At 46.7% G+C, this 25,536-nt stretch carries 25 protein-coding genes and 1 other RNA gene; 14 read left to right on the forward strand and 12 right to left on the reverse strand.

What is annotated here, in order from left to right:
* Positions 1–8: 8 nt before the first annotated feature.
* Positions 9–2,135: a ShlB/FhaC/HecB family hemolysin secretion/activation protein gene (locus IQ263_RS09110; RefSeq protein WP_194067147.1), complete on the reverse strand. Its 2,127-nt coding sequence runs from the start codon at positions 2,133–2,135 to the stop codon at positions 9–11.
* Positions 2,136–2,183: 48 nt separating this feature from the next.
* Between IQ263_RS09110 and IQ263_RS09115 the strand changes: the two genes are divergently transcribed.
* Positions 2,184–2,360, forward strand: coding sequence for a hypothetical protein (locus IQ263_RS09115; protein ID WP_194067148.1), 177 nt, complete (start codon positions 2,184–2,186; stop codon positions 2,358–2,360).
* A gap of 239 nt (positions 2,361–2,599) precedes the next feature.
* Here the strand turns inward: IQ263_RS09115 and IQ263_RS09120 are convergent, their stop codons facing one another.
* Positions 2,600–3,604 carry a protochlorophyllide reductase gene (locus IQ263_RS09120; protein ID WP_194067149.1) on the reverse strand — a complete coding sequence of 335 codons (1,005 nt, stop codon included), beginning with the start codon at positions 3,602–3,604 and terminating at the stop codon, positions 2,600–2,602.
* A 205-nt stretch (positions 3,605–3,809) separates the two neighbouring features.
* Here IQ263_RS09120 and IQ263_RS09125 point away from each other — a divergent pair, with 205 nt between their 5' ends.
* On the forward strand, positions 3,810–4,637 hold the full coding sequence (locus tag IQ263_RS09125) for an ATP-grasp domain-containing protein (protein ID WP_194067150.1): 828 nt from the start codon (positions 3,810–3,812) through the stop codon (positions 4,635–4,637).
* 71 nt (positions 4,638–4,708) lie between these two features.
* Here IQ263_RS09125 and IQ263_RS09130 read toward each other — a convergent pair whose 3' ends face one another.
* Both IQ263_RS09130 and IQ263_RS09135 read right to left on the reverse strand, forming a co-directional pair.
* Positions 4,709–5,827, reverse strand: a complete 1,119-nt coding sequence (locus tag IQ263_RS09130) for an alkene reductase (protein WP_194067151.1) — start codon at positions 5,825–5,827, stop codon at positions 4,709–4,711.
* 166 nt (positions 5,828–5,993) lie between these two features.
* Positions 5,994–7,637, reverse strand: coding sequence for an RluA family pseudouridine synthase (locus tag IQ263_RS09135; protein ID WP_194067152.1), 1,644 nt, complete (start codon positions 7,635–7,637; stop codon positions 5,994–5,996).
* A gap of 256 nt (positions 7,638–7,893) precedes the next feature.
* Between IQ263_RS09135 and IQ263_RS09140 the strand changes: the two genes are divergently transcribed.
* From IQ263_RS09140 to IQ263_RS09150, 3 genes are all read left to right on the forward strand, one after another.
* Positions 7,894–9,576, forward strand: a complete 1,683-nt coding sequence (locus tag IQ263_RS09140; RefSeq protein WP_194067153.1) for a tetratricopeptide repeat protein — start codon at positions 7,894–7,896, stop codon at positions 9,574–9,576.
* Positions 9,576–9,728 carry a hypothetical protein gene (locus IQ263_RS09145; RefSeq protein WP_194067154.1) on the forward strand — a complete coding sequence of 51 codons (153 nt, stop codon included), beginning with the start codon at positions 9,576–9,578 and terminating at the stop codon, positions 9,726–9,728. The genes IQ263_RS09140 and IQ263_RS09145 overlap by 1 nt, the downstream gene beginning before the upstream one ends.
* A gap of 710 nt (positions 9,729–10,438) precedes the next feature.
* Positions 10,439–11,050, forward strand: coding sequence for a hypothetical protein (locus IQ263_RS09150; protein WP_194067155.1), 612 nt, complete (start codon positions 10,439–10,441; stop codon positions 11,048–11,050).
* Positions 11,051–11,377: 327 nt separating this feature from the next.
* Here the strand turns inward: IQ263_RS09150 and egtD are convergent, their stop codons facing one another.
* The 5 genes from egtD to IQ263_RS09175 all read right to left on the reverse strand — a co-directional run bounded on the left by egtD (position 11,378) and on the right by IQ263_RS09175 (position 15,488).
* Entirely contained in the window at positions 11,378–12,409 is a 1,032-nt protein-coding gene (egtD, locus tag IQ263_RS09155; RefSeq protein WP_194067156.1) for an L-histidine N(alpha)-methyltransferase, read from the reverse strand.
* A 421-nt stretch (positions 12,410–12,830) separates the two neighbouring features.
* Positions 12,831–13,040 (reverse strand): hypothetical protein, encoded by a 210-nt coding sequence (locus IQ263_RS09160; RefSeq protein ID WP_194067157.1) that lies wholly within the window; start codon positions 13,038–13,040, stop codon positions 12,831–12,833.
* 175 nt (positions 13,041–13,215) lie between these two features.
* The gene (locus IQ263_RS09165; protein ID WP_194067158.1) at positions 13,216–14,538 is read right to left on the reverse strand and encodes an SUMF1/EgtB/PvdO family nonheme iron enzyme; all 1,323 of its coding nucleotides are present in this window, start codon (positions 14,536–14,538) and stop codon (positions 13,216–13,218) included.
* A complete protein-coding gene (gene egtC, locus IQ263_RS09170) occupies positions 14,510–15,298 on the reverse strand; it encodes an ergothioneine biosynthesis protein EgtC (RefSeq protein WP_194067159.1) in 789 nt (262 codons plus the stop codon). The genes IQ263_RS09165 and egtC overlap by 29 nt, the downstream gene beginning before the upstream one ends.
* A 34-nt stretch (positions 15,299–15,332) precedes the next feature.
* On the reverse strand, positions 15,333–15,488 hold the full coding sequence (locus IQ263_RS09175; RefSeq protein ID WP_194067160.1) for a hypothetical protein: 156 nt from the start codon (positions 15,486–15,488) through the stop codon (positions 15,333–15,335).
* Here IQ263_RS09175 and IQ263_RS09180 point away from each other — a divergent pair.
* Both IQ263_RS09180 and IQ263_RS09185 read left to right on the forward strand, forming a co-directional pair.
* Positions 15,469–15,684 carry a ssl0294 family protein gene (locus IQ263_RS09180; RefSeq protein WP_194067161.1) on the forward strand — a complete coding sequence of 72 codons (216 nt, stop codon included), beginning with the start codon at positions 15,469–15,471 and terminating at the stop codon, positions 15,682–15,684. The two genes, IQ263_RS09175 and IQ263_RS09180, sit on opposite strands and share 20 nt — an antisense overlap.
* A gap of 156 nt (positions 15,685–15,840) precedes the next feature.
* A complete protein-coding gene (locus IQ263_RS09185) occupies positions 15,841–16,128 on the forward strand; it encodes an RNA-binding regulator (protein ID WP_194067162.1) in 288 nt (95 codons plus the stop codon).
* 346 nt (positions 16,129–16,474) lie between these two features.
* On the opposite strand, the gene IQ263_RS09190 is transcribed toward IQ263_RS09185, so the two are convergent.
* Complete coding sequence (locus IQ263_RS09190; RefSeq protein ID WP_194067163.1) at positions 16,475–16,921, reverse strand: hypothetical protein; 447 nt, start codon at positions 16,919–16,921, stop codon at positions 16,475–16,477.
* Positions 16,922–17,450: 529 nt separating this feature from the next.
* Entirely contained in the window at positions 17,451–19,901 is a 2,451-nt protein-coding gene (locus IQ263_RS29780; RefSeq protein ID WP_194067164.1) for a putative PEP-binding protein, read from the reverse strand.
* Between the two features lie 74 nt (positions 19,902–19,975).
* Between IQ263_RS29780 and IQ263_RS09200 the strand changes: the two genes are divergently transcribed.
* Complete coding sequence (locus IQ263_RS09200) at positions 19,976–20,677, forward strand: ComF family protein (protein WP_194067165.1); 702 nt, start codon at positions 19,976–19,978, stop codon at positions 20,675–20,677.
* 137 nt (positions 20,678–20,814) lie between these two features.
* Here the strand turns inward: IQ263_RS09200 and IQ263_RS09205 are convergent, their stop codons facing one another.
* Positions 20,815–21,396 (reverse strand): 2'-5' RNA ligase family protein, encoded by a 582-nt coding sequence (locus IQ263_RS09205; RefSeq protein WP_194067166.1) that lies wholly within the window; start codon positions 21,394–21,396, stop codon positions 20,815–20,817.
* Positions 21,397–21,524: 128 nt separating this feature from the next.
* Here IQ263_RS09205 and IQ263_RS09210 point away from each other — a divergent pair, with 128 nt between their 5' ends.
* The 6 genes from IQ263_RS09210 to IQ263_RS09235 all read left to right on the forward strand — a co-directional run bounded on the left by IQ263_RS09210 (position 21,525) and on the right by IQ263_RS09235 (position 25,396).
* Positions 21,525–21,791, forward strand: coding sequence for a YciI family protein (locus tag IQ263_RS09210; RefSeq protein ID WP_194008815.1), 267 nt, complete (start codon positions 21,525–21,527; stop codon positions 21,789–21,791).
* Between the two features lie 23 nt (positions 21,792–21,814).
* Positions 21,815–21,911, forward strand: an RNA gene (ffs, locus tag IQ263_RS09215) — signal recognition particle sRNA small type.
* 23 nt (positions 21,912–21,934) lie between these two features.
* Positions 21,935–22,318 (forward strand): phasin family protein, encoded by a 384-nt coding sequence (locus IQ263_RS09220; protein ID WP_194067167.1) that lies wholly within the window; start codon positions 21,935–21,937, stop codon positions 22,316–22,318.
* Positions 22,319–22,711: 393 nt separating this feature from the next.
* Positions 22,712–23,152 carry a hypothetical protein gene (locus IQ263_RS09225; RefSeq protein WP_194067168.1) on the forward strand — a complete coding sequence of 147 codons (441 nt, stop codon included), beginning with the start codon at positions 22,712–22,714 and terminating at the stop codon, positions 23,150–23,152.
* A 27-nt stretch (positions 23,153–23,179) separates the two neighbouring features.
* Positions 23,180–23,755 (forward strand): Uma2 family endonuclease, encoded by a 576-nt coding sequence (locus tag IQ263_RS09230; RefSeq protein WP_194067169.1) that lies wholly within the window; start codon positions 23,180–23,182, stop codon positions 23,753–23,755.
* Between the two features lie 258 nt (positions 23,756–24,013).
* Positions 24,014–25,396 carry a DNA phosphorothioation system restriction enzyme gene (locus IQ263_RS09235; protein WP_194067170.1) on the forward strand — a complete coding sequence of 461 codons (1,383 nt, stop codon included), beginning with the start codon at positions 24,014–24,016 and terminating at the stop codon, positions 25,394–25,396.
* Positions 25,397–25,536: the final 140 nt, after the last annotated feature.

A 25,536-nucleotide genomic window follows, 5' to 3' on the forward strand; every position in this document is an offset into this window, starting at 1 on the left:
CCGACAATTTAGAAAGCAAAGTAATTAATCCGAAAGTAGAGGCCTTTTTCCTGCAAAGTTCGTGAAGCGGAGCTATCCCGTAGGGAATCGCCAGATCGAGCATTAATCAAAGGAATACCGTAGTCTAGACGCACGTTCAGCCGATCGCCCATCTGCCAAACCAGCCCCAAACCCGCACCCAACAGCGTGTCAGACTCAGGATTCGCTTTTTCCCCCGAATGGTTCCAGCCCACCCCAAAATCGATAAACGGAGCCACCTGCAACAATCCTTTAACTTTCGGCGCGCGCCAAACCGGGATTCGCACTTCTGCGCTAGCGATCGCACCGCTATCAGTTAACAGCAAATCTTGGCGGTACCCGCGCACGCTTTGAACACCGCCGATCCCGATTTGTTCCAGAGAAAGCAGCGGGCGATCGGCTAATTGAATGTCGGAACGCACTATCAGTAAGGTTTCCGGCGCTAAGAGCCGCACGTACTGCGCTTGTCCGCGCCACGCCAGAAAGTGGCTGTCAGGGCCGCTATTGTTCTCAGTAGCGCCGAACAAATTGCTACCGACGGAAAACTGCGATCGCGCCGCGATCACTTGTCGAGTATTTCGCTGCACGTATTCTTGAAAAAACCGCACCGCCGAAACCCGCGTTTCCCCGCGATCGTTTGCTCCCGCCGACAGCGCAAATCTTTCACCCAAAAGGAATGTATCGCTTTCTTGGCGCGATAAACTTACTCCCAAAGCTAAAGTGCGATCGGGCTTTTCGACAATCGGCTGGCGGTAAGTTAACTCGTAAGTGCGCGATTTACCCTCAATTTCTGCCGCAGCAAAGGGTTCCTCGATCACGTTGGTACTCGCAGCACCCGCAGCAAACCGAATTGTGCCGTTGCGCGCGTTGACGGGAACTGTGTAGCTACCGTTAAATTCGTTGCTACCGTCGGTGTTAGCGTAGGATACCTCCAATCCGTCGCCCAAACCGAGCAAATTTGCTTGATTGACGCGCACGCCGCGCCGAAAACTACCCACGCTGGGCGATCGGTTGTTGTCTGCGAACACTTCGCCGCTGAGGCTGTCTGCTTCTTTAATCCGCACTTCCAACCTGCTGTTTTCCGGGCGGCTTCCGGCTTGCAGTTCGGCGGAAATATTGGCAATTAAGGGGTCGAGTTGCAGCATTTGCAAGGCTTCCAGCAGCCGATCGCGATTGAGCGGCCTTCTGGTGGCGCGTTCGAGGCGCGATCGCACGTAACTTGAATTTAAGCGCCTGTTTCCCGCAATCTTAATTTCATCTAACCCGCCTTCGACAATCCGAATTTTTACCGCGCCTCCTTCCCTGGGAAAGCTTTGGTTGGCGGGAATTACAGCCCCGGAATTGATGTATCCGGCTGCTACGTATTTTTGAGTGACGGCTGCTTCCGCTGCGATCAGTTCGGCAAAGGTGATTTCGCGCCCCGCAAATTGCTGCGTAACTTCTGCCAGTTCGCGATCGCTAAAAGCCGTGTTGCCTTCAAATTCAAAGCGCTCCACCCGAATTGTACCCGGAATCCCCGGTCTGGTGTCGCCGGGAACAGGTGTTGCTGGGGTTGGCTGGAGGGGAGAGGGCGGAGGCGGTTCGGGGGCGATTGGTGCGGGAAATTCCGGCTCTCTCGGTTGAATTGGGTTGGGCAGTTGGCTGATATTGTTATCAGAATTGTCTGTACCCGCGATCGCGACAAAACTCGGTTCTAATTCCGATGTCACCGGATTTGAGATTAGTTGCGAATCTCGATCGCCCTCCAAACCAATTTTTTGGGCGCTAATACTTTCTTCTAGCGGTTTACCTGAGTTAGAAAGCGCCATTTCTTGAGTTGTGGCGATCGAGGTGCGATCGGCCCAATGGGCAACTTCTGACTGTAAATCGGGAGTTCCTGCAGGTATAATTGGTGGCAAAGCCGATCGATCTGATGCTGGGGCGACCAAGTCTTCGCGAGTGTCAAGATTATCAGTGCTTCCCTCGTGTCGATCGCGATCGCTACTGACTGCGGTCAAATCCTCAACATTGGAAGTAAAAATTGCAACATTGCTAGCGGATGTTTTCGCTGGTTTTCCCAACCAAACTAAGCCAAAAATTCCAGCGATTAAAAAAAGTTTTTGCGATCGACAAGCCATAGGATCTAATTATCTCGAATAATTGGGTGAAAATCTTTTCAGGAACCCGTGCACCCTAAACTTAAAATTAATCTTAACCGCAAAAAAGCCAACAACCTTCGCCACCAAAAGTTTCGCAACGGCCAAAAACCCAAAAATCGCTCCGGTGTTCGTCCCCCAAAACTTACGCATCAACGGGATGCCGATCCGCAACAAGATCTCGACATTCGATCGCCAACGGTATAAAAAATCGATTTATTCCATCGCCCAACCTGCGCTTTGAGGTTCATGGGGCGATCGTACCAATAGCAAAAAACCGGGTTTTTCCTACGTTCACTTCGTCACAGCCCGCAGACAAAGTAAAAAACCCGGTTTCTGAGATTGTGGTGCACAAACTATCAACTACATCATGTCAAGTCGCTGACACAAACAGTTTGTAGTGCAAACGACCGTCCGTTCTCCCGGTTAGCAGTGCAGACACGATATTATGCCGATCGACCCGCACTAGCAGCACCCATTGGAGCCCCGTCAGTCAAACCCACCAACCGAGCGCTCAACTCCCACATCCGCTCGCCTTTCTCATCATCCCGCGCCTGCGGAGAAACCTTCTGCACAAAAGATTTGCCATCTTTTTTCTGGCGGTTTCCCCAACTCCAATAAGCGCCAGATTGCTTGTATTCGGGATCTGCAACCACCATCGCCAGCCTTTCCCCGGCCAACTCCTGCGACACGTAACCCCCGGTAATATTCTTTTGAAACAGCGGGAAAAGCTTCTGAAATAAAGGATAGTGATTGCGGAACAGCGGCGTATCCGCGACGCATCCGGGATAAAGCGAAGTGAAATTAATCCCCGTAGATTCGTGAAAGCGGCGGTGCAATTCCCGCATCGTCAGCACGTTGCAAACTTTGCTATCTTTGTAAGCCTTGACCGGTTCAAACTGCTTGCCGTCAGCCATCGAAATTGGGTCTTTAAAACCCGCTTCAAAGCCCTCAAAATTTCCCAAATCCGGGCGCGGCGGAATCTTGCCGCCCAACTCGTCTGGATTGTGAGTCACGGTTCCCAAAATCACGATTCTCGCATCGTTATAGTAGGAAGGCTTCATATTTTCCATCATCAAGTTGCACAGCAGGAAATGACCGAGGTGATTTGTAGTCATCGTCAACTCGTAACCCTCCGGGCTCCGCAGCGGTTCCTTAATCAAAGGCATATAAATTGCCGCGTTGCACACCAAAGCATCGAGAGGCCTGCCGCTGGCCTTGAATTCCCTAGCAAATCGGCGCACGCTCTCCAAATCTCCCAAGTCAATTTGCATGATGGAGAAACTGCCTTGAGGTATGCCCAACTCCTGGGCTGCGTCTCCGGCTTTCCGCACGTCGCGACAGGCCATGACTACGTGCCATCCTTTGTCTGCAAGGGCTTTCGCGCCGTACAAACCGACGCCGGAGGAAGCGCCGGTGATGATAACCGTTGATTTGTGATTTTCTGCCATCTTGTTAAAAGCGCTTCCGCTATTGATTATTTTCAGGATCTCAAAAGCTGAGCTCGTAGCTCGGATGTTTGAAAATATCCTACGCTTATTAGGATAGAAGGAAACGTTCTCGATCTCAACTGTCTTTTTGCTATTGGGTTTAGATTAAGTCATTTTTGCTCTCTTTGCGGGAGTTGCTTCTCAAACACCAGAACTTCAAAGAGTCATGAAAAAAGTAAATTGGTTGATTGAAAAAGATATTTACGATCGCGAATCAGAATTTTTGGCAGAACTACAGAAACAAGGATACATTTACCAAGAAACTAAATATCTCAATTTTCGCCCTGAAGCAGCTCATCAATATTTTCCCCCTGATGATTGTGTTTTATTCATGGGAACTCTGAATTTGGGTCGGGATATCTTAAGAACTTCGTGGATTCCCGGAGCTTATATGGATGAAAAAAATCTCCGCTGTTCCAGTTACTACACTTATTTCGGTCAATACTTGTTAAATGAAAAGTATTTTATTCTTTCTTTGGGCGAATTAATCAGAAGAAAAACCGAAATTCTGGAATACTTCAAATCCGAGGGAGATTTATTTATTCGACCTGACAGCAATATGAAGTCATTTCGAGCCGGGGTTTTTAACCTGAATATTTTAAATACTATGCAATCTCTGGGAAGTGAATTAAAAAGGGACGAAACAACTTTGGTTTTAGTCAGTGGTAAGCGAGAAATCACGAAAGAATGGAGATTTTTTGTTTATAAAAATCAAATTATTACTGGTTTTTTGTATTTATTTGGAGAAGAAAGAGTTGATGAAACAATCAGGGGAGGATATTTAGAAAACTATCCTAGGGAAGTTTTAAAACAAGTGAGTTGGTATCCAGAATCTGTTTACACGATCGATATCTGCGAGTCAGAGGGAGAGCTTTATGTCTTGGAACTTGGTTCTTTTAGTTGTGCTGGAGAATATGCTTGTGATTGGAGTGCGATCGTCGAATTTGGTGCCAAAGCAGCTTGGGAAGATTACGAAGCAGTCAATCAATTTTAGATTAGCCAGATTCCAGACTTCTTAAAGAAATCTGGGATCTAACAGCAGGTGTCATCCATGTAATCTGAGGCTCAGGAAATAGCTTGAGATTCCTGATACCTAGGGAAATCGATATAACCTTCAGGCCCAAAAGAATACCAGACGCCAACTTCTGCAGGCGGATTGAGCGGCCAACCATTAGTAAAACGCTCTACCAAATCTGGATTGCTGATAAAATCGCGACCAAAAGCAATTAAATCCGCCACTTTGCTGCTCAAAGCCGTTTCAGCCTGTTCTTGAGTGTATCCGCAGTTGCCAATCAGCGGCCCGGCAAACACATCGCGAAACTCTGCTATCATCATCGGCGTTCCCAATTCGTGAAAGCCAAATGCCAGACCGTCCACCAAGTGAAGGTAAGCTAAATCATAGGCATTTAACTGCCCTGCGAAATACAGAAAATCTTCCCGATATTCTGGAGAACCCATATCATTGTAAACACCATTGGGAGAAAGTCTAACTCCCACTCTGTTTGCCGGAAATACTGTGATAATCGCCTCTACAATTTCCTTAAGAAAACGGTAGCGATTTTCGACTGCCCCACCATAGGAATCACTGCGGTGATTGGTTCTGGTTTGCAGAAATGTGTCAATGAGATAGCCGTTTGCCGCGTGAATTTCTACACCGTCAAAACCTGCTATTTTTGCCCGTTCCGCCGCCTTGCGATAATCTTCTACAACCAGCGAGATTTCATCGGTTTCTAGAGCGCGGGGGGTTTCGTAGGGTTGTTTTCCCGCAGGAGTATGAATGCCTTCTCCGTTTATTTTGATGGCAGATGCTGCAACTGGCAATTGATTGTTTTCATGAAAACTGCTGTGGGAAGATCGTCCGCAGTGCCAAAGCTGCATGAAAATCGGCGTTTCGCGGGCATGAACCGCAGTTACAACTTGTTTCCAAGCTTCGCCTTGCTCGTCTGAATAAATACCGGGCGTATTCAGCCAACCAATAGCTTGAGTAGAAACCACCGTAGCTTCTGTAATGATTAAACCAGCTCCGGCTCGCTGAGTGTAATATTCTGTCATCAAGGCGTTGGGCATCCGCGATTCACCGGCTCTGCTCCGCGTCAGGGGTGCCATGACTACCCGATTTTTTAAGGTTAAATCTCCGATTTTGAAGGAACTGAGTAGGAGTGGAGAGGTTGTTTGAGTAGTCATAATTTTGATATTTACTCAACTGAAGAATCTGAAAAATTTGAGTTCGATCGCTTCTCAATATAACTCAAACAGGACTTGCCAACAAATCTTTGTCAGCATATCTCTATATCGTGTCCGCCCTAGGAACCATTGCTGGTAATTCTACAAATATCGATCGCCCGCGTGCTCAAAATGGAGTCGCCGCCTGTAAGTGCAGCCATTCTCCCGACTGCGGGTGCTCAAAGCAAAGTTCCCGCGCGTGTAAGTGCAATCGACTCGCAGCAGCCCGACATCCGTAAAGTCGATCGCCCAAAATCGGTATTCCCAACCCTCCGACATCCGCTGCATGAACCCGCAACTGATGCGTGCGCCCCGTCAGCGGCCAAAACTCGACGCGAGTATGATTTCCCTCCCTCGCCATTACCTGAAAGCCAGTAACGCTGGGCTTTCCGCACTCCCAATTAACTTGTTGGTAAGGGCGATTTTCGGGATCGCCCCAAAGTGGAAGTTCGATCGTCCCAGCATCAATTTTTACAGTCCCAGAAAGCACCGCTTCGTAAACTTTGCGAACTTGTTTGTTAGCAAATTGACCGCTCAATTGGCTGTGGGTTTCTTTGTCGCGCGCCAGCAGCAAAATACCCGATGTTTCTAAATCCAATCGGTGAACATTCTTCAAATTCAAGCCATCGGAAAAATAGTTTTGCAAGCGGCTTTGAACGCTATCTTGAGTATCGAAATAGCGACCGGGAACTGATAGCAATCCGGCGGGCTTGTTGACAGCAATTAACCACTCATCTTGATAAATAATCGGTAATTTTGATTTATTTTCACCCAATCCAGAAAGCAAAAAACCCATCAGCGGCTGACACCGATCGCCACAAGCACCGTAAAATTCCCCTTGAATCTTATCTCCAGAACTCGGCCCCCACCAAAACTCTGCCATTGCTAGGGGTTTTAAATGATTTGCAGCAGCATAGTGCAGCAATTTTGGCGCGCAACAATCGCCCGTTCCCGTGGGAATAGCACCCGCAGGCATCAATTGCAAGAGCGATCGCGATTTACCCAAAAAATTAACCAGCGTATAGGCCGCGTGCATCTGCGCCTGAAGTTCGCGGGAAAGCTCTTTTCGCTGCTTTTTCAGCGCCCGCATCCGCTCGTCGGCAGCTTCAATTAAGAGTTTTAGCGGCTGCAATGTTTCATCCCGCCGCCGTTTCAATTGCCTGCGTTCAATTCCCTCCAAACGACTGGCTTGATTCAATTGTTCGAGCGCAATTGAGAGTGCTTCTGCTGCGAGAGTTTGAGACAGTAATTGACGTTTTTGTTCTCGCTGTTGCTTGCAGTTTCGGTGCTGTTCGTTCAATAATTGCAATTGCAATTCAAACTCGCTCAATAAAGCTTCATACTCTTGTCGCTGCGGCAGTTGATTCAGTGCAATCAGTTCCTGTTTCATCGCCTCCAATTGAGTTAAGGCGCGCGCTTCCTCTCCTTGAACTCGCGATCGTCCCGGAATCGGCGGCACCCAGCCCTCAACAACGCTGCAACCCTTGAGCAGCCCGGAAAATGCTTTGAGTATCCCCTGTTCCCCCGAAGCCATCTCTACCAGCAATAGGCCGTACATCTTGCCCTCGCCATCGAAGGAATCGTCCGCAGCAAGGTACTGCATTAAACCCCTGGCGAGATCCTCTGACATTCGAGTGCGCGGGAGTCTCAGCAGTTCGCCGCTTTGAGGACAATAGCCTTCGTACCAATAATTGGCGGAAAGGTCGATCGACCTTGAATTGCGATCGGTAAAGCAGTCCGCAAAATCTAAAATTCTGTGTACAGTTATCATATGAAATTTATTTTGAAATCAGGATGACGAGATATTTGTTTGTTTCCCGACTGCATTTTACAGCCGAATACTGAAAGCGGGAACTGTGCATAATTTTATACATATAGATTTAAGTTGCTCTCAAGTAAATATAATTTGTGGCAGAAGACCTGATATGCTAAATTGGTTTCAAAACCGCAGCGAGTTAAGAACAGCATAAGTTAATATATAAGACCGCAAGCTTGTCAACCCACTAAATTTTTTATATGTAAGGCGTATGCCAGACCTCTCGACTTCAGCCACGGAAAACTCGTCAAACCCCCAACCAGCTCTACTGCCACCGATTTTAAGAATTGTGGCAGCATTTCCAGATTACGATCGGGGCAATAGATTGTACGCATCGGGAAGGTACGAAGCGGCGATCATTTGCTATGGAAAAGCGGTGCAAATTAAGCCGGACTGGGCCCGGGCGTGGCTGAATCTGGGCAAAGCTTACAAGCAACTGCACTCCTACGCAGAAACAGTGGCCTGTTGCGATCGAGCTATAGCAATTAATCCAGAAGAATATTGGGCTTGGATGCTGCGCGGGAGCGCACAGTTAAATTTACAGAATTACTCAGAAGCGATCGCGGCTTTCGACAAAGCAATTGAAATCAATCCAGAAAAGCACGAAGCTTGGTATCAGCAAGGCAGAGTTTTAGAGGAATTGCAGGAGTGGGATAAAGCAGCAAGCTGTTACAAAAAAGCGACCCAAATTCACCCAAATTTGCCCGCGATGTGGTGTCGGCAAGGCAACGTCTTGCTGCAAGCAGAGCGCTACGCTGAAGCTGTGGCGGCCTACGAGCGATCGCTCAAGCTCGTCTCGACTAATGCAGAAGCTTGGCTGAACCGAGGTTTGGCTCTGATGAAGGCCGAGCGCTACGCCGAAGCTGTAACTTCTTACGATCGCACCATTCAACTACAACCACAAAATAGTCTGGCTTGGTTCAATCGGGGTATTGCTTCAGCAAAACTGCACAAATACGGAGAAGCAGTCACAGCTTACGATCGCGTGCTGCAACTGCAACCCAACGATTGCGAAGCTTGGTTTTATAAAGGAATGGCCCTCAAACACCAGTGGCGCGATGGCGCAATTGCTTGTTTCGATCGCGCAATTGAAATTAATTCTTTTTATCCAGAAGTATGGATCGGGCGCGGTCAAACCCTGTCAGAATCGAGAGATTATGAAGAGGCGATCGCTGCTTTTGACAGAGCAATTCAAATTAATCCAAACTTCCCCGAAGCTTGGCTGGGTAGAGGCATCGCCCTAGCAGAATTGGAACGCTACAAAGATGCGATAATCGCTTACAGCAATGCCCTACAAATAGAAGGAAATTTTCTAGAAGCTTGGAATTTGCGAGGCGAAGCTCTAGAACAATTGCAGCAGTACGAAGAAGCGATCGCCTGTTATGACAAAGTAATTTCTCTGAGTTCAGAAACAGAAATCACATCAAAAGTAGGATTGCAGCAAGGCGCGGCCCTGGAAAAATTGCAGCGTTACGAAGAAGCAGTCGCAGCTTACAACCGCGTAATTAAAATCGTGCCCGACAATTTTGAAGCTTGGTTGAAACGCGGCAACGCTCTATCAACTTTGCAGCAATACGAACCAGCTCTAGCATCCTACGATCGAGCAATTACTATCTGGCCCGACAGCTATCAAGGCTGGGTGCAGCGAGGTTTGCTGCTAGGAAAAATGCAGCGCTATTCCGAATCGCTCGTCGCATTTGACCAAGTGATTCAACTCAAGCCGGACAACTGGGAAGCTTGGGCACAGCGGGGCGACGTTTTGCAAAAATTGCAGCGGACTCAAGACGCCATGAACTCTTACGGAGTCGCCCTAGAAATCAAACCCGATTATTACGAAGCTCTAGTCAGTCGAGAAGAATTAAGGCTGAAGGACGCAATCACAGGAAAATGGTAATGGAGATGTTGAAACAAGCAGGAAAAAGCAAGGGAGACGTGCAATTATCTGTGAAAACAAACTCAGGAATTTTTAACCGCCAAAGTATCTTTGTCGAAGATTTAAAATACTTCAAACATTCACAGAGATTGGAAAAAGTCAGTCAATTTTAGAGCCTTAGACTTCGCCCTAAAAGTTTGAAATTGACTGTGCATATTAAGGCGTGCAGAATTAATTACACTTGCATTACTGCATAATATCATCTCCGGTCGATTACCATAACAAAAATAGTTCGATCCTGTGGGCTGGAGTCCGGCCCGCACGCGCGATCTAATTTTATTGAATTTATATCGTTTCCGGTTGGATTCGGAATGATTTAACCTTATTAGAACACAGAGTACACAGAGTCCGAGAATATATATCTGAATCATTCCGATGCTACCGGATTTGAGATAAATTCAAATCCGGTAGCATCCCAATTGTAAAATCGAGTCAGATCAAATCAGTGTTTCATCGTCCTGTATTCATCTCTCTCTTGTCTTCCTCTGCGTTCTCTGCGCCCTAGTCAGGTTCAATCATTCCGCTCCGAAACGATATTAATCGATCGCACGCGAGAGCAAACTAATTCAAACAAAATAACTTAAGTTTTTCTACATTATAGTTATTGTCACGAACAGCAAAAATCAAACCTAAAAAAATTAGGTTAGGAAAATTTTCATAGTTTTGATTGCTTAAAAATACCAGTAAGCTCAGCCACATCTGCAGAATGTGGGTTACAATAGCGGCAAAAGTGATATTGTTCACAAAAAAAAAGAATCTTTAGTAAAAATTAGCCGATCGAATCAGCCAAACCAGCAAATGTATTGATTTTGCTTGAATAAAGATGTCTAACGTCTACAGCACGGCCCAACTCATTAAAATCCTCGAAGAAGAGCGCCAAGCCTGCTTGCACGGGCGACGTCTCAACTTGACTGAAACTCCTGCTACAGGGAATCCGGTGATCGATCGTTTTCTCAAATCTGAGGGCGTTCAAAAGTTCACTGCTTATCAAAATTTTAAGGCCGCAGTGCACGAATACCAGCGGGAACATCAAGTTTCTGGGATTGTCTGGCGGGAAATGGCGGTTAAAGGCAATACTCTGCGCTATCCGGCGGTGGATGATGAGTTGATAGCTCTACCGGTTGATTTGATTACTCTGACAGCAGCTAAGATTGCGATGTTGGAATTTTGGCAGCAGGTAACTGCGGGGATGGATTTGTATTTGAGTATTAACAGCGGGAAGGATTTTCGAGCGATCGAGCCGGTGGATGTAGAGGCTCTAGCTCAGCGCACAGAATGGGCCAGTCTTTCAAAGTGGGAAAAGTTGGATTTTCTCGAAATTTTGTTGCAGTTGGGCTGGGGAAAGCCGGAGGAAGCCTATTATAAACGGGGATGGCCGACTTCGGGCAGCGAGTACATTCACGCAGTCAAACCGGGGCAGCGGCCGATTTGTTAATTAGGAAGGAAGTGACAAGAATCTGTATGTTGGGTTAGTGGAACGAAACTTAATTTTCATTAATCATAGACTTGCATTGCATAAGTCTTCGATCGATCCTGCAACCGCAGATATTGGGCAGATAAACACAGATAAACGCAGATAATTTCAGGATAGTTTGGGAATGAGTGCCATACAAGTTTAATAACTCACGATATCGTATCCTGTCAATTAAAAACGATAAAATTGGTTCGTAGTGCGGAATGCAAGTCCGCACTACGAACCGTTTTTGTTATGGTAATCGACCGGACATGATATGACTAATGACTAATGACTAATGACTAATGACTAAGCTTGACAAAGCACCAAGCCAAACCACTGTTTTGGATCTGTCCAAACTTGCACCGACTTTAAACCGCGCTCAGAAAGTTCTTTCTTTACTGTATTCAGATTAAACTTACGAGAAATTTCGCTGCGGATAGTTTCTCCGGCGGCAAATTCTACGGTTAAATTGAGAGCGCGCAAGTTCGCGGTTTGCGCTTTCATACTTCTCAAGTGCATTTCAATTTGACATTCTTCTTGATTGTAAAAAGCCCAATGCTCGAACTGCGCTAAATCAAAATTTCCTTCATACTTGCGATTTAAATGTCGCAGCATATTCAAGTTAAAGGCTGCTGTCACTCCTTGATTGTCATCGTAGGCTGGCTCTAAAATATCTTTAGATTTGTCTAGGTCAATTCCCAATAAAAAATATTCTCCTGGCTGCAATGCACCGACAATTTGCGAGAAAAATATATCGCATTCTTGATGGTTTAAATTGCCGAGGGTGCTGCCTAGAAAGCAAATCATTCGGGTTGGCAACGGTGACGGTGCAATTTTAGCTAGGGCTAGTTCGTAAGTGCTGACAATTCCGTGAATCTGGAGGGACGGATAATCTGTTAGCAGTTGACAAGCGCTGCTTTCTAGGATAGTCGGACTGATGTCGATCGGCAAATAGTGCAGGGGATATTGCAGTTGGTTGTAAGCATCGAGGAGAATCCGAGTTTTGGTGGAACTGCCGCTGCCGAGTTCGACTATTTCGCACGGGCCCGTCAAACGGGCGATCGCCCCTGCACATTCTTGCAAAATTGCCGTCTCCGTGCGTGTCACGTAGTATTCTGGCAACTGACAAATCAACTCGAACAGCTTCGATCCGCGATCGTCGTAGAAATACTTGGGAGGCAGGGTTTTGGGGTTTTGAGTCAACCCGCTAACGACTTCGCTACCTGCGTTGATTTCTGCGGGTGTGGGTGCTGCAACGCTGACAAGTCGCTCTAAGTGCAGGCGATTTTCCTTCGTTGAGGCTCGGTTTGTCGTCTCTGACAGTTTTGGGGATTTCATAGAATCAAATTAGGATGCACTAATGGGTATAGCACGCAGTCGCGCTGCCAAATATCAGGCTCAAGGGAGATTTTTTATCCCGATTTCCCTTTTGTATTTTCTCACTAAATGGCGATCGCTCCCCAAATTAAAACTTAAAAAATTTCTACTATAATTATAAAATAATTTATAAAAGTTTGTTACTCGATCTTTTTAGATTTGAAAAAAATTGGGAAGTTTTCCCAAAAAATCTCGTTCCGAATTCACTCTCACTCAATTTATATATATCTGTAAAATAAGCCCGATAAGTTCGCAGTCAAAACTAAATTCCTTTGACTTCCATCGAGAATCAAGTCCTCATCTCAAATCCGTTAGTATCGGAATAGTAAGTTAACTGTTGACTGTTGACTGTTGACTGTTGTTGTTTGTTATTTGTTATTTGTTATTTGTTATTTGTTGGTTGCAATGCCCTGCGCGGGCCGATGCCCTGCGCGGGCCAATCCCTCCGCTTCGCGCTCGCCCAATCCCTCCGCTTCGCTGGGCCCGATGCCCTATGCCCTATGCCCAATCCCTCCGCTTCGCGCTCGCCCAATCCCTCCGCTTCGCTCCGCCCAATCCCTCCGCTTCGCTCCGCCCAATGGGAGCATCTCATATTTGTAAAAAGACTTCTTTTGACTCCTTCTTTCTTCCTCTTTCCTCCTGTCTCCTGTCTCCTGCCTCCTACCTCCAATTTCTAGCTTGGCTGCAAAAGTGAGATGCTCCCCGCCCAATGCCCTATGCCGCATAGTACCTCATCTTTCTGAAAAAGGCTATAATTGCATGGCTAACTACTTGGCGCAGCGAAAACCAGCGATAATTTGCCGCACGCCCGGATAGTACCAATTCCGAAAACTCGATCGCATTGCTTGAGGAAAAGTCGCCCAACTCCCGCCTTTCAAAACTCGGTGTTCTCCATCAAAATAAACTTGAGAATATCCCTTGTAAGGATAACTTTCAAATCCTGGATAAGCGTCAAATGTGGAAGCAGTCCACTCCCAAACATTCCCCAACATATCGCAGCAGCCTGTCGCACTCGCTCCTTTTGGAAAAGCATCAACTGGCGATGTGTTTGCCAGATTATTCCCGTGATTGCACAGGCTGGCATTTGGCGGTGCTTCTCCCCAAGGATAGGTGCGATTTGTTTGATTTGCTGCATCCCAACTCGCTGCTTTCTCCCATTCGGCTTCTGATGGTAAACGCTTGCCGGTAAAGTTACAGTAGGCTTCGGCTTCGTACCAACTTACGCCACAAACTGGATGGTTGTTGAACGCTGGATTTTCTGACCAGTAAAGCGGGCGATCGACTAAATGAACTTTGAGCCATTTCCACCCCTCTACTGACCACCAATCAGGGTTTTGATAGCCGCCGGATGCCATAAAATCTCGGTATTGACCGCAAGTGACGGGATAGCGATCGATCGCGTATGCTTCTAAATAACACAAGTGGCGCGATCGCTCGTTATCCAAAGCCTCAGCAGCATCGCTTCCCATATAAAATTCTCCCCCCGGAATTTCAATTTCTGAATTGGGAATTGGGCATGGGGCATCGGGCATCGGCCAAACAGGGCAATCGGGCCTTAATATTCTTTCTTCCCTCTGCCTTCTTCCCCCTTGCGGATAATTAATCCGTGTATCCGCGTCCAAATCCCTGTCGCGCCTTCCTTGCTTCTCCTGCATTTGCAACACAAAAGCCACGGTTTCGCAGTGCTGGCTTTCGTGCTGAATCATAAACCGCCAGAGACGTTCTTGCTCCTCGATCGGCGCTACTTCCAAATAATCTAACACCTTTTTTCTTACCGCATCCAGATACAATTTAACTTCTGGTAACTGCGGCAGAAAAACCCGCTGTTTTTTCGGCAAAATATCCGCAGCAAACAGTTGGTGATACTCAGGAAAAACTGGCTTCGACGCAGCACATCGCTGCAACAGCCACAAATCTTCAGTATAAGCAATGTGACCTAAATGCCAGCCAACCGGACTGAAATCTGGATGAGCAAGGCGGCAGAAAGTATCGCAATCTATGTCTGCAAATAATTTAAAAGTGCCGCGGCGACACTGCTGTAAATCGCGATAAATTGCCTCTCTACAAGATTGGATAGATTTGGATATCACCGTCTACTCCCGTACTGATAATGCTGTCTTCTGGACACTCGTGCCAATTGCCAGTAAATAAAGGCTCTGAAGCAATGATGACCGAATTTGGAAAGTTTAGATCGTCCCGCACCCAATAAAGGGAAGGAGCGGCTTTTTGGGAAGCAAAGCGAGAGGCAACGAGCTGGTTTCCGTCGCTGATAATGATGTTAGCTGAAAATTCTGTTTGCTGAACTTTTGCTAAGTCTGCCAAGATTTTTAAGGAGTTTTGCAAAGCTGCTTGTAGGGTCAGATTTTTGTCTGTCAATTCATTGACAAATAAGCCGAAGATGTGTTCTGAATCGGTAGTACCGTTAATTGATTGATAAACGGTATCGCACAGGCGATCGCGAATTGGCCTGTACAGAGTTTGGCGAAAATTTTTCACGAAGCCGTTGTGTACGAACAGCAGGCGATCGTGCCCAAACGGCTGACAGTTGCTCAAATCTACAGATTGTCCCGAAGTTGCGCTGCGAACGTATGCGATCGCGCAGCCGGATTCAACGTATCGACTGATACTCGGTAGATTGAGGTCGCTCCAAATTGGCTGTATGTTTTTATAGGTAAACGGGTCAGTCTCTAGGTGCGGGTGATACCAACCGATGCCAAAACCGTCAGCATTAACCACGCCTGAAGTCATTTCGCGGGGCTCGTAACTCTGCACAATTAGGGAATGTTCCGGCTTGTACAGAATAGAATCGAGTAAAATCGGCCCGCCGAGGTAGCCAAGCAAACGGCACATATAATTTTTACAGGAAATTGATTAGCATTCTAAATCATTCGGCCAAAAATTGCCCGATCGCCCGTCTTGTACCAGCACCTAAAGCGCCGGTTTTTTGTAGCCCGCTGCCAGCATCGCAGTACAAACGGTACAGTAAAGGTAGAACCCCAGCAGCACAAGGAGACTCTTGAATGTTCCTCGACGAACTCATCCCAGTGGCCAAAGAATTGATGCAACAGCCCATCGCCTTTGCGGGCGGATTTTTTTCGGGCCTGCTGCGACTCAACCTTCACGAAGATCCCGTCAGAAGCTGGATTGACGAACAAGCAGGTTCGACTTCCTACACTCCTCCGGCAACCGAAGCGACTAACAAAAGCACTGGGCCTCAGTCGATCTCGATCGACTAAGAAACAGCAGTAACTATCCGATCTATTACAAAGGGTTTGTCGGCGCGGCAAACCCTTTGATTCAGATGCGATCGCCCCCGTTGTCGGCTAGATCGCACGCCGACAGTAAAATTAAGAGGTTATTATATATAGCACAACAAGTTTAGTTCGATCGACATGACTATCTATATTGGAAATCTCTCTTACCGCGCCACCGAAGAAGACCTGAAAGCAGTATTTGCAGAATACGGCACTGTCAAGCGAGTTGTCTTGCCTACCGACAGGGAAACCGGTCGGATGCGCGGTTTTGCATTTGTTGAGATGATGGAAGATGCCCAAGAAGACGCTGCCATCGGCGAATTAGACGGTGCAGAGTGGATGGGACGCGCCTTGCGAGTCAACAAAGCCAAACCGAAAGAAGAGGGAAATCGAGGCAGCGGTTTTAACAGGAACAGCGGATATTAATTCGCGATGCGGCGGTTGACATCTTCTCGGAATTAACCTGATGCTATGCCCCACCAGTGCCGAATTGCTAGCTGCTGTTGATTTTGGGAATGCAATGTCAAATCCGCTGCACAAAAAAAATCGACTTTCGACCGGCTGTACTTGATTCAGACTTTGCGAGACACAATTTACGCGATCGAGTCCAGAAACCCGATTTCTTCCCGGATACTTTCCTGCTCAAACCAAGATTTATACCAATAGAACCCCCCAACCCCCCCGCGATTTCGGGGGGGCTAGGAATTCATCTAATAGCAAGTATTGATTAAATTGGTACGATCGGGAGAAACCAGGTCGATCGCCGTCGGTTTTAGAAAGAGTAAATTCGGCCTTTTTCATCAATATAAACTGACCGATCTTGCCTAGTCCGACCATCCGATATAGCGATCCGAACCGTCACAATATTTGTCTTAGAATCTACGCTGTAGTCGTATTTCAAAGTTGTGGTTCCTCCTTTGACATTAATCGGAATATTGGCAATGTCGGCCGTGCGGTTGCTGACGCGAACAATGATGTTTTTGCTGGCTCCGACGGGTAAGGATGATAAACCAACACCTGATTCACCGTATTCTAGGTTTAATCCGGTTTCATTTAAGAGTCTGAGGGTAATGTTGCGAGTAGTGTCAACCTGCGCTTGAGGCTGCCAAAATCCGGGTTGCGGGCCGCCGCTAGTTGCCGGTTGAGATAATGCAGGATGGGGATGCAGACAGCCGAGGGCGGCAAGCATTGCTGCGGTTGCAATGATTTTTGATTTCATTGTTTGTTGCTCTGGGTAAGGTGTTGATGATATTTCTATCCTAGCTTGAAAATCCGATCTTTTTATTGAGGACTTAGGTTCCCAAACCCGCCAGCCCGGGCAATTTTTGCGGTTGAGGGCAATATGTCTGTCAAAAAATCTGGTTGATAAAATCGTTAATACCCAATACGCTAACATCCGAATACTTACATTAGGCTGAAATTTCCCAAATAATTTAAACAGCGCTGGAGCAAAGTCTCACAAGCAATCTCAGTCATTTTTGACACGCAATGTTGATTTACCGCAACAGCTTATATCCTATCGTTTTCGGCTGCATCGAAATGATAAATTAGAGGGCAATTCATGAATAATTTTTACAAGTCGCCACCTATCTCGGTGCAATTTCCAGTTGTTCGATTCATAATCAACAGTCAACAATCAACAGTCAACAATCAACAGTCAACAGTCAACAGTCAACAGTCAACAATCAACAATCAACAATCAACAGTCAACAGTCAACAATTCCCCAGGAGTGCAACCGGAATTGAGATCAATTATTAACGATCGATCGAGCGGCTTCTAGCAGCAAGCGCTGTTCGGCCCGGGCGATCGCCCTGCAAGTTTGTTCTGCAGCATCGACATTGACGGAAATAGACGAAATTCCCCACCGCACCAAGGATTCAACTATCTCAGGATACAGTGCGGTCGCGTCGCCGCAGATCGAGCAAGGAATGCCCGCAGCCCTGGCCTGTTGGATTAATTGTTCGATCGCCTTCATTACTGCTCGATCGCGCCCGCTGAAACCACCTGCTAACTGTTCGGAGTTGCGGTGAATGCCTAATAGAAATTGAGTTAAATCGTTGGTGCCGATGGAAATTCCTTGAACTCCGGCTTTTACATAATCTGGTAATAAAAATAATACCGAAGGAACTTCCGCCATAATCCATATTTCAAATTCGTTCGGTCGGTTTTTCCATTTTTTTTCTAATCGCTCGCGGCAGTAAACAAATTCGTCAACAGAGCGCACGAAAGGCAAAATTAAATTGATATTTGTATGGCCTAACTCCCAGACTTTTTGAAGTACGCACAGTTCCCAATCAAATAACTCGGGTTCAAAGGTATAACTAAAACTGCCGATGGCTCCCGATTCGCGTAAATCGAGAGAGCGATAAAATATCGGCCGCGGCGAAACGGCTGCTGCAAATAAACTGAGGCAATCGGCCATGCGATCGACAAATTCCGATTGGCGGCCGTTTTGCAGCAAAACTTTGGGGTTTTGACAGTCCAAAGCTTCCAATGCCATCAATTCCGATCGCAGCAATCCGATGCCGTCTATTGGTAGATTTTTGAGGCGCTCGATCGAACTTGTTTGGCTGACATTAACTAGCAGTTGAGTCGCTGTTGGCGCGCCCCAAACTGATTCGGGAGATTGTACCAGTCGAGATTTAAGGCCGGGATTGGACGATCGCTCCGATGCAGAAAATTGGTGGTTGGCTATTGACATTTTTGCTGCCGTACTGTATATATCTGGATTGTTTGCTGTTTCCTCAAGTCGGCTGCTTTCTGCTGTGTCAGTCGCCGAATCTGGGGCGGTGGCAAAAACTTCTCCGCTATCGCCATCTACCAGCACCGAATCCCCGGAGGCGATCGTCCGAGTCGCCCCTGCAACTCCCACAACGGCGGGAATCCCCAACTCTCTCGCTAAAATCGCGCCGTGGCCTGTCATGCCTCCTTCTTCGGCAACTACCCCCGCAGCAACTTTCAGCCAAGGTAGCCAGTGCGGCTCGATTGTCCGGGCTACCAAAATGCCTCCAGGCAAGAATTGAGCGTTTTCTGGGTGGGAATTAGCGATAACTTGGGCAATTGCTTCGGCTTTTCCCGAGGCGGCGGCCAAACCTCTGAGTATCGCCGGAGTTCTCGCCGGGGCGATCGTCTTGACCGATGTCTGCGCCGCTTTTTCCCCTTTCACCACACGAACTCGATTGAAATAAAACTGCGGTTCGCCGCTGTTTTCTGCCCGGTTCATTGTCCAATCCAAGATTAAATCAGAGTCAAATTCTGCAACAATTTTTTGGGTCAATTCAATGAGTTTTTGCAGTTGCGATTCCTCTAAAACATATTCACTTTGTGCTGCCTCTGCCAGCGCCAAAACTTCCAGGCAACTGTCAGCAAAATCAAAATCTTGAAATGCAGAATTGGGAATTTCCCAAGCAGCAAAATTGCCGATTTGCAGTTGTTCTTTCTGTTCTGAATCGCCCGCTTTGAGATTGTATGCTAATGTTTTGTAACCCAGCCGCTGGAATTTAACCGCGCCTGTTGCCGGGTGCACTTGATAGTAATCGGGAATGCTTGCTCCTGTAGCGAGGGACATTCCCAAACCGCAGGTGGCTTGGATTTCCCATGCTGCACCGGCCGCGGTTTTGATCTCGCCTGCTGCGATCGCTCCCTCGATGGGCTGCACCAAAACTGCGGGATTGATTTGCTGTATCCCCAGGCCGCACCGCTGCCAGTAAAATAGACTTCGGGCTCTAAACAGTTCTGCCCAAGCTCGCTTGAGTCCGGTGCCAATTGCTTCTGCTTGTGCTGGTACTGCGTGAGAGTCCAAGATTCCGACTGTTTTCGGGTGCCAGGAAGTCAGGGAAGGGCGAAAAATTAAGGTTTTGGAGTTTGAGTTGAGTTGAGAAACAGCAGACTCTAGGATGGAGGGCAGTGAATCTGGCAGTTGGCTGGCGAGGATTTGGTGGCGGATGCTGCGGGCGATCGATTGCAGTTGTCTGGGATCGTCAACATTCAGGTGCAGGGAAGAGTGGGGCAAGTCAGCAAATAGCGGTTCTAGCCAGTCGATCGACTCTACAAACTGCCAAAATGTTTGAGCCGGCACGACAAAACCCGGTACAACGGGATGATTTTGAGCGAGCAAACCGCTCAAGTAAAATGCTTTTTCTCCCACTGCATCTCGGTCTGAAGGTTGAATTTTGTCTAGCCGGTAGAGGTTTGTCACGCGAGCGAGCCTGTCCTTAGAAACAGATTGAATTTTGATAGTTTTTCCGATTAATCAATTACCACAATTTTAGGATGAACAACCGAAAATGGACGGGATTAGTCAAATCTTTACTTAATCTATTTCTTAAGTCTAACTGTCCTCTTTGTCAGCGACCTGCGACCGAGGAGTTTTGTCCGTACTGTCACAAACAACTTCAGCGATGTCAGTTAGCAGATCCCGCTCGATTTTGGGACGATCGGGAGCGGGTTTTTGTGTGGGGCGAGTACGGCGGGACTCTGAAACGGGCGATCGCAGCTTTGAAATATGAGGGAAATCCCCAATTAGCGAAACCTCTCGGCGGCTGGCTGGCCGAAGCTTGGCTGAGTTTTCCCGAATTAGCTATTGACAATCTAACAGTTGTACCAATTCCCATGCACAAAGAAAAGGTCAAGCAGCGGGGTTTTAACCAGGCGGAACTTTTGGCGGAAAGTTTTTGCGAGCTGACTGGTTTACCTTTGCAGCGCCACGGTTTGGATCGGGTGAAAAATACTCAACCTTTATTTGCTCTGACACCACAGCAGCGAAAAGCTGAAATGAAAGATGCTTTAATTTTGGGGAAAGATTTTCGCCGCCGCCGCCCGCGCGATCGAGTGCTGTTAGTTGATGATATTTATACTAGCGGCACTACGGTTAAATCGGCTATTAAAATATTGCGAGAGTCGGGAATTTTGGTTTACGGAACTGTGGCTCTGGCAACTCCCACTAAGGGCAGTCTGCCACCTGTTTTACCTTGAATTTTCAACAGGTTTTCTGCCTCTAAATTGCATTCAGATGTCGATAGTTTATCACGTTTTTTTGGAATAACTAACCGCGAAGACGCGAAGCGGCGCGAAGAAAGAGTAGAGAAGGAAGAGTAGAGAAGGAAGAGTTTTCACGATTGATTTAAATTTGTTGCGGGTTCGATATTAAGCGGGAACTGTTTGCTGATGTTCCAGCGGCTGCTGTCGTGCTGCAGCAATGTTAATGCCGCTGCGGTAAACTCAAAGTGGAGTTGGCGCCCTGAGAATTCCAACCAAGCAGCTTGAAAATTCTCTTTGGTTAAATCGCGAAACCCTACTGTCATGTGCGGTACAAATGGGCGATTCTGATTAACTGGAGGGACAATTCCCAAATTCGCCTCAATATAACCGATCAAATCTGTTTGAGTTTCTAGCAATTCGGGGGATTTGACAACATCTACGTAAATGACGCGGGGCGCGAAAGCGGCAAAACCGCATAGGCTAACGGGAATTGACAGCCGGTGTGCGGAAAATTTTTTTAAGCTTTCCTCTAATTTCGGAACTTCCGCCGCTGGCCATTCAAAAGGAGGTTGCAGGGTGATGTGGGGCGGTGACTTCAAGGCACTGCGGCTGTTGTAGTGTTCGGCAAAATACTGTTTAATCTCAGTAATCTGCTGTTGAATTTCCGGGGGCGGCACTAGAGCAATAAAAAATCGCTGTTTTGACTGGTTCATAGGGTAGCATCGCAGTAAGGAAGGAGTGGCTGAGTACGGGCGATCGAGTATTTACTCAATTGCTCGTACCAAAAACCTCATTTCCAATCTACAATCCCCAATCTAAAATCTAAAATCCAAAATAAAAAATGCCTTGGTTTGTCAAAATTGAGCAAGGAATTGTCGAAAAGCCTGTATTTGACCAGTATGTGCCCGCTCACAGAGCTTATGTCCGAGAGTTGATTTCTAAAGGACACCGAGCTAAAACTGGCTACTGGGCGAGGCGGGGCGGCGGTATGTTGATGTTTGAGGCGGGTTCGATGGATGAGGCAAGGGCGATCGTTGCTGAAGACCCCCTGGTGAAAAACGGTTGCGTTATTTATGAAATTTATCACTGGTGTGTGGTTGAAGAATAAATAAATGTGTTATACTCACAAATGAACTGGACCCACGCGATTCCAACGCCCAAATCTTGTCAGGACCGGAAGGTAGCAGCAACACGGGATGCTTGTAATAGGCGTGGTCTCCGGTTCACCTTGTTTTATGAGGTGTAGCTCCTATGCCTGGTTTCGGAGATATTTTACAAAAGGCAGTTTATCTTGGTGTCGGGCTAGCTTCCTATGCTGGTGAAAAAGCAGGCAGCAAGTTGACTGAATTGCGCGCTGAATCCCAAAAGCTGGCCGATGAATTAGTCAAGCGGGGCGAAATGTCAACGGAAGAAGCACGCCGCTTTGTCGAAGACATGGTGCAACAAGCTCAGCAGCAGCAACCGCCAGTAGAAGTCACTGGGGACAAAAAAACGGCTGAACCTCGCCGGATTGAAATTGTTTCTGAGGAAGAAGAGGTTTCGGCACCAGATGCTAAAGAAACCGGCGGCGTAGATAAACTCCGCGAACAAGTACAGAATTTACAAGATGAATTGCGAAAGCTGAAGCGCGATTAAGCTCAAAAAAAGCTCGCAAAGCAAAGCATAAAGGGAACTCAAGATAATACTCTTGAGTTCCCTTTACGATTTTAGATTTTTCGATTTTAGATTGGGGATGATTGACTGGATGCGGGTTTGGAGTTGACCTACAGTTGGATTGTTTCAGGAAAATGGTATCCGATGTGGACGGATATAGAGCAATAGGTAATAGAATTGAGAGTAGGTGCGATCGCTTCGCATGAGGCTGGCTGCACTTATCTGTGATAGTCCCGGACGTGGGAGTAGTCAGAAACCGAGTTTTTTTACTACAATACGCCCGTTGCAACCTGATGAGAGTAAAAAACCCGGTTTTTTGGGCTTGATGTGTCCCGGACTATGTTAAATACTTTGCAATAGTAAGCTGTCAAATTCATGGAAGATTGGTCAAAAGGTTTTTTTGAAGTAATGGAAAATACTGCTTCTGACGTAGAGCATTTTTTCAGCGACGTTAGCGATGAATTTGTCGAAATGCTGGACGTTTTGGCAAAGATTTCGGAAGAGTTTACAGAACAAGTACAAAATAACCTGATTGCTGAATTTGACGGTTATTTTAATGAATTCGACGGTTATCTCAATGAATTTCTAGAACCGATAATTGAAATTGTTCGGGAGTTCGACCCGGAGTTTGATGAGATAGATTGGTCGGTGGTGACTTATGTAGACCCTTCGACGACTCAGCAGCCGGCTTGTCGCGGTTGCACTAACTATCACGGCCAAGTTTACGGCGGAAATTTGTTGGTTTGTGCGATGCACCCTACTGGTGTGGAATCGGAGAGTTGTCAGGATTGGGAAGGTGACAGCGACGTTAATTGATCGGAGTTTTTGAGGGTTTAATCGCTTATGTTAACGTCAATCCAGTCTCCGTCAAAGATTTCTCTGGAAGAGTTTTTGCTACTGCCAGAAACTAAGCCGGCTAGCGAGTATGTTGACGGTAAAATTCATCAAAAAGCTATGCCGCCAGGAAAACACAGTACACTGCAATTCGAGTTTCCATCGATTATTAATCAAGTTGGTAAACCGCAGAAGTTAGCTTATGCTTTTCCTGAATTGCGCTGCACTTTTGGGGGACGTTCTATTGTTCCAGATATAGCAGTGTTCGAGTGGTCGCGCATTCCTCTTAATGCTAGTGGAGAGATACAAAACAAGTTTAAAATTGTCCCTGATTGGACAATTGAGATTTTATCGCCGGCTCAAAATCCAACTCGGGTAATCAATAATATCTTGTTTTGCTTAAATCACGGTGCTAAATTAGGTTGGTTGATTGACCCGGAAGAAAAATTAATTTTGGTTTTTAAGCCGCAGCAGCAACCAGAGGGGAAGGAGAATCGGGATATTTTGCCGGTGCTCGATGTGCTGTCGGATTTACAAATGTCGGCGGATAATTTGTTTGGGTTGTTAAGTTTCGATCGCGTGTAAGCTACATTGGAGTATAGGGACTTTTGCATCTAACTAAATCCATCTAGTTAAATGTAAAATACGACTCGCGAAAAAAACGTTCCTGTGTATTTCTTCCTTCTTCCGACTTCCATCGGACTGATGACGTTGGACGGAAAGCTCCGGGGGGACAGCAAAACATGACGTTGGACTAATGACTAATGACTAATGACTAATGACTAATGACTAATGACTAATGACTTCTTCCTTCTTCTTAACGGCATTTAAAGGTGAATCGCGATGGCGGTAAATCATTTGCAATCTGGGTTTCCGAGAATGCCGCCATCGCTGGAATTGCGACAATATCAACGGGCGGCGGTTGATAATTGGTTTGCGAATCGGGGACGCGGTACGCTGAAGATGGCGACTGGTAGCGGTAAGACGATTACTGCACTGGCGATCGCCACTGAATTATATAATAAAATTAACCTTAAACTATTGCTCGTAATTTGCCCCTACTGCCACTTAGTGAATCAGTGGGCGCGCGAATCGGAAAAATTTGGTTTAAAACCTATTTTAGCCTTTGAAAACGCCCGCAGTTGGCAAAATAAGCTGGCTGCGAGTTTGTATGAAGTGCGAGCTATCGAGGGACTATTTCTGACAATTATCACCACAAATGCCACCTTAATGTCCGATAGCTTGCAGTCGCAAATCCGCTATTTCCCAGAAAAAACCCTAATTATTGGAGACGAAGTTCACAACTTAGGCGCACCCCGTTTGGGACAAAGTTTGCCACGCAATATTGGACTGCGCCTCGCCCTTTCCGCCACCCCACAAAGACACTTTGACGAACAGGGAACCGAATCTATTTTAGATTATTTCGGCCCGGTTTTGCAACCAGAGCTTACCTTAGCCGATGCCATCCGACAAAAAGCCTTAGTACATTATTTATACTATCCGATTTTAGTAGAATTGACAGAAGCTGAAACCCGCAAATATTCCTATTTAACTAAAAAAATTGGTTGGGCGCTTTGGGGTGATGAAAAAGTAGCAGAAAACGATATTTTAACAACTTTACTAATGCAGCGTTCTCGGTTAATTGGGGCGGCAGCTAATAAATTAACAGCTTTGCGAAAATTAATGAGTAACCGTCTCGACACGGCCCATACTTTATTTTACTGCGGCGATGGCGCGATCGAAGGAAGTGCGCGCCGCAATAACAACCGCCAACTAACAGAAACCGCAAAGTTATTAGGTTCAGAATTAGGCTATCGAGTTAACACCTATACGGCGGCGACTCCCTTAGCAGAAAGAGAAAGATTGCGCCAGCAATTTGAGAGTGGAGAATTGCAAGGTTTAGTCGCGATTCGCTGTTTGGATGAAGGCGTTGATATTCCCGCAATTCGCCATGCTGTTATTTTAGCAAGCAGCAGCAATCCGCGCCAGTTTATTCAGCGCCGGGGACGCATTTTGCGGCCGCATCCGGGAAAGGAAAGAGCCACTTTATTTGACATGATTGTTTTGCCTCCCGATTTGGGCAGAGAAACCTTAGAAGTCGAGCGCAATCTGCTCAGAAAAGAGTTGAAGCGGTTCTTAGAATTTGCTGATTTAGCCGACAATGCTGGGGAAGCTAGGGTAAAATTGCTGCAACTTCAAAAGCGTTATGGCTTGTTAGATATTTGACATTTATTCCGGTTCGGTTTATCTTAAAAAGATAGAATTATTTTATTGCAGTTTGAGTTGCTAGTTTCGTGAGCGATCGCACTTACGAACTCAGAAACCCGGTTTCTTCGTAAATTCCTCGTTTTTCGTCACAAAAATTC

This window comes from Tychonema sp. LEGE 06208 (genome assembly GCF_015207505.1).
Lineage (GTDB): Bacteria > Cyanobacteriota > Cyanobacteriia > Cyanobacteriales > Microcoleaceae > Microcoleus.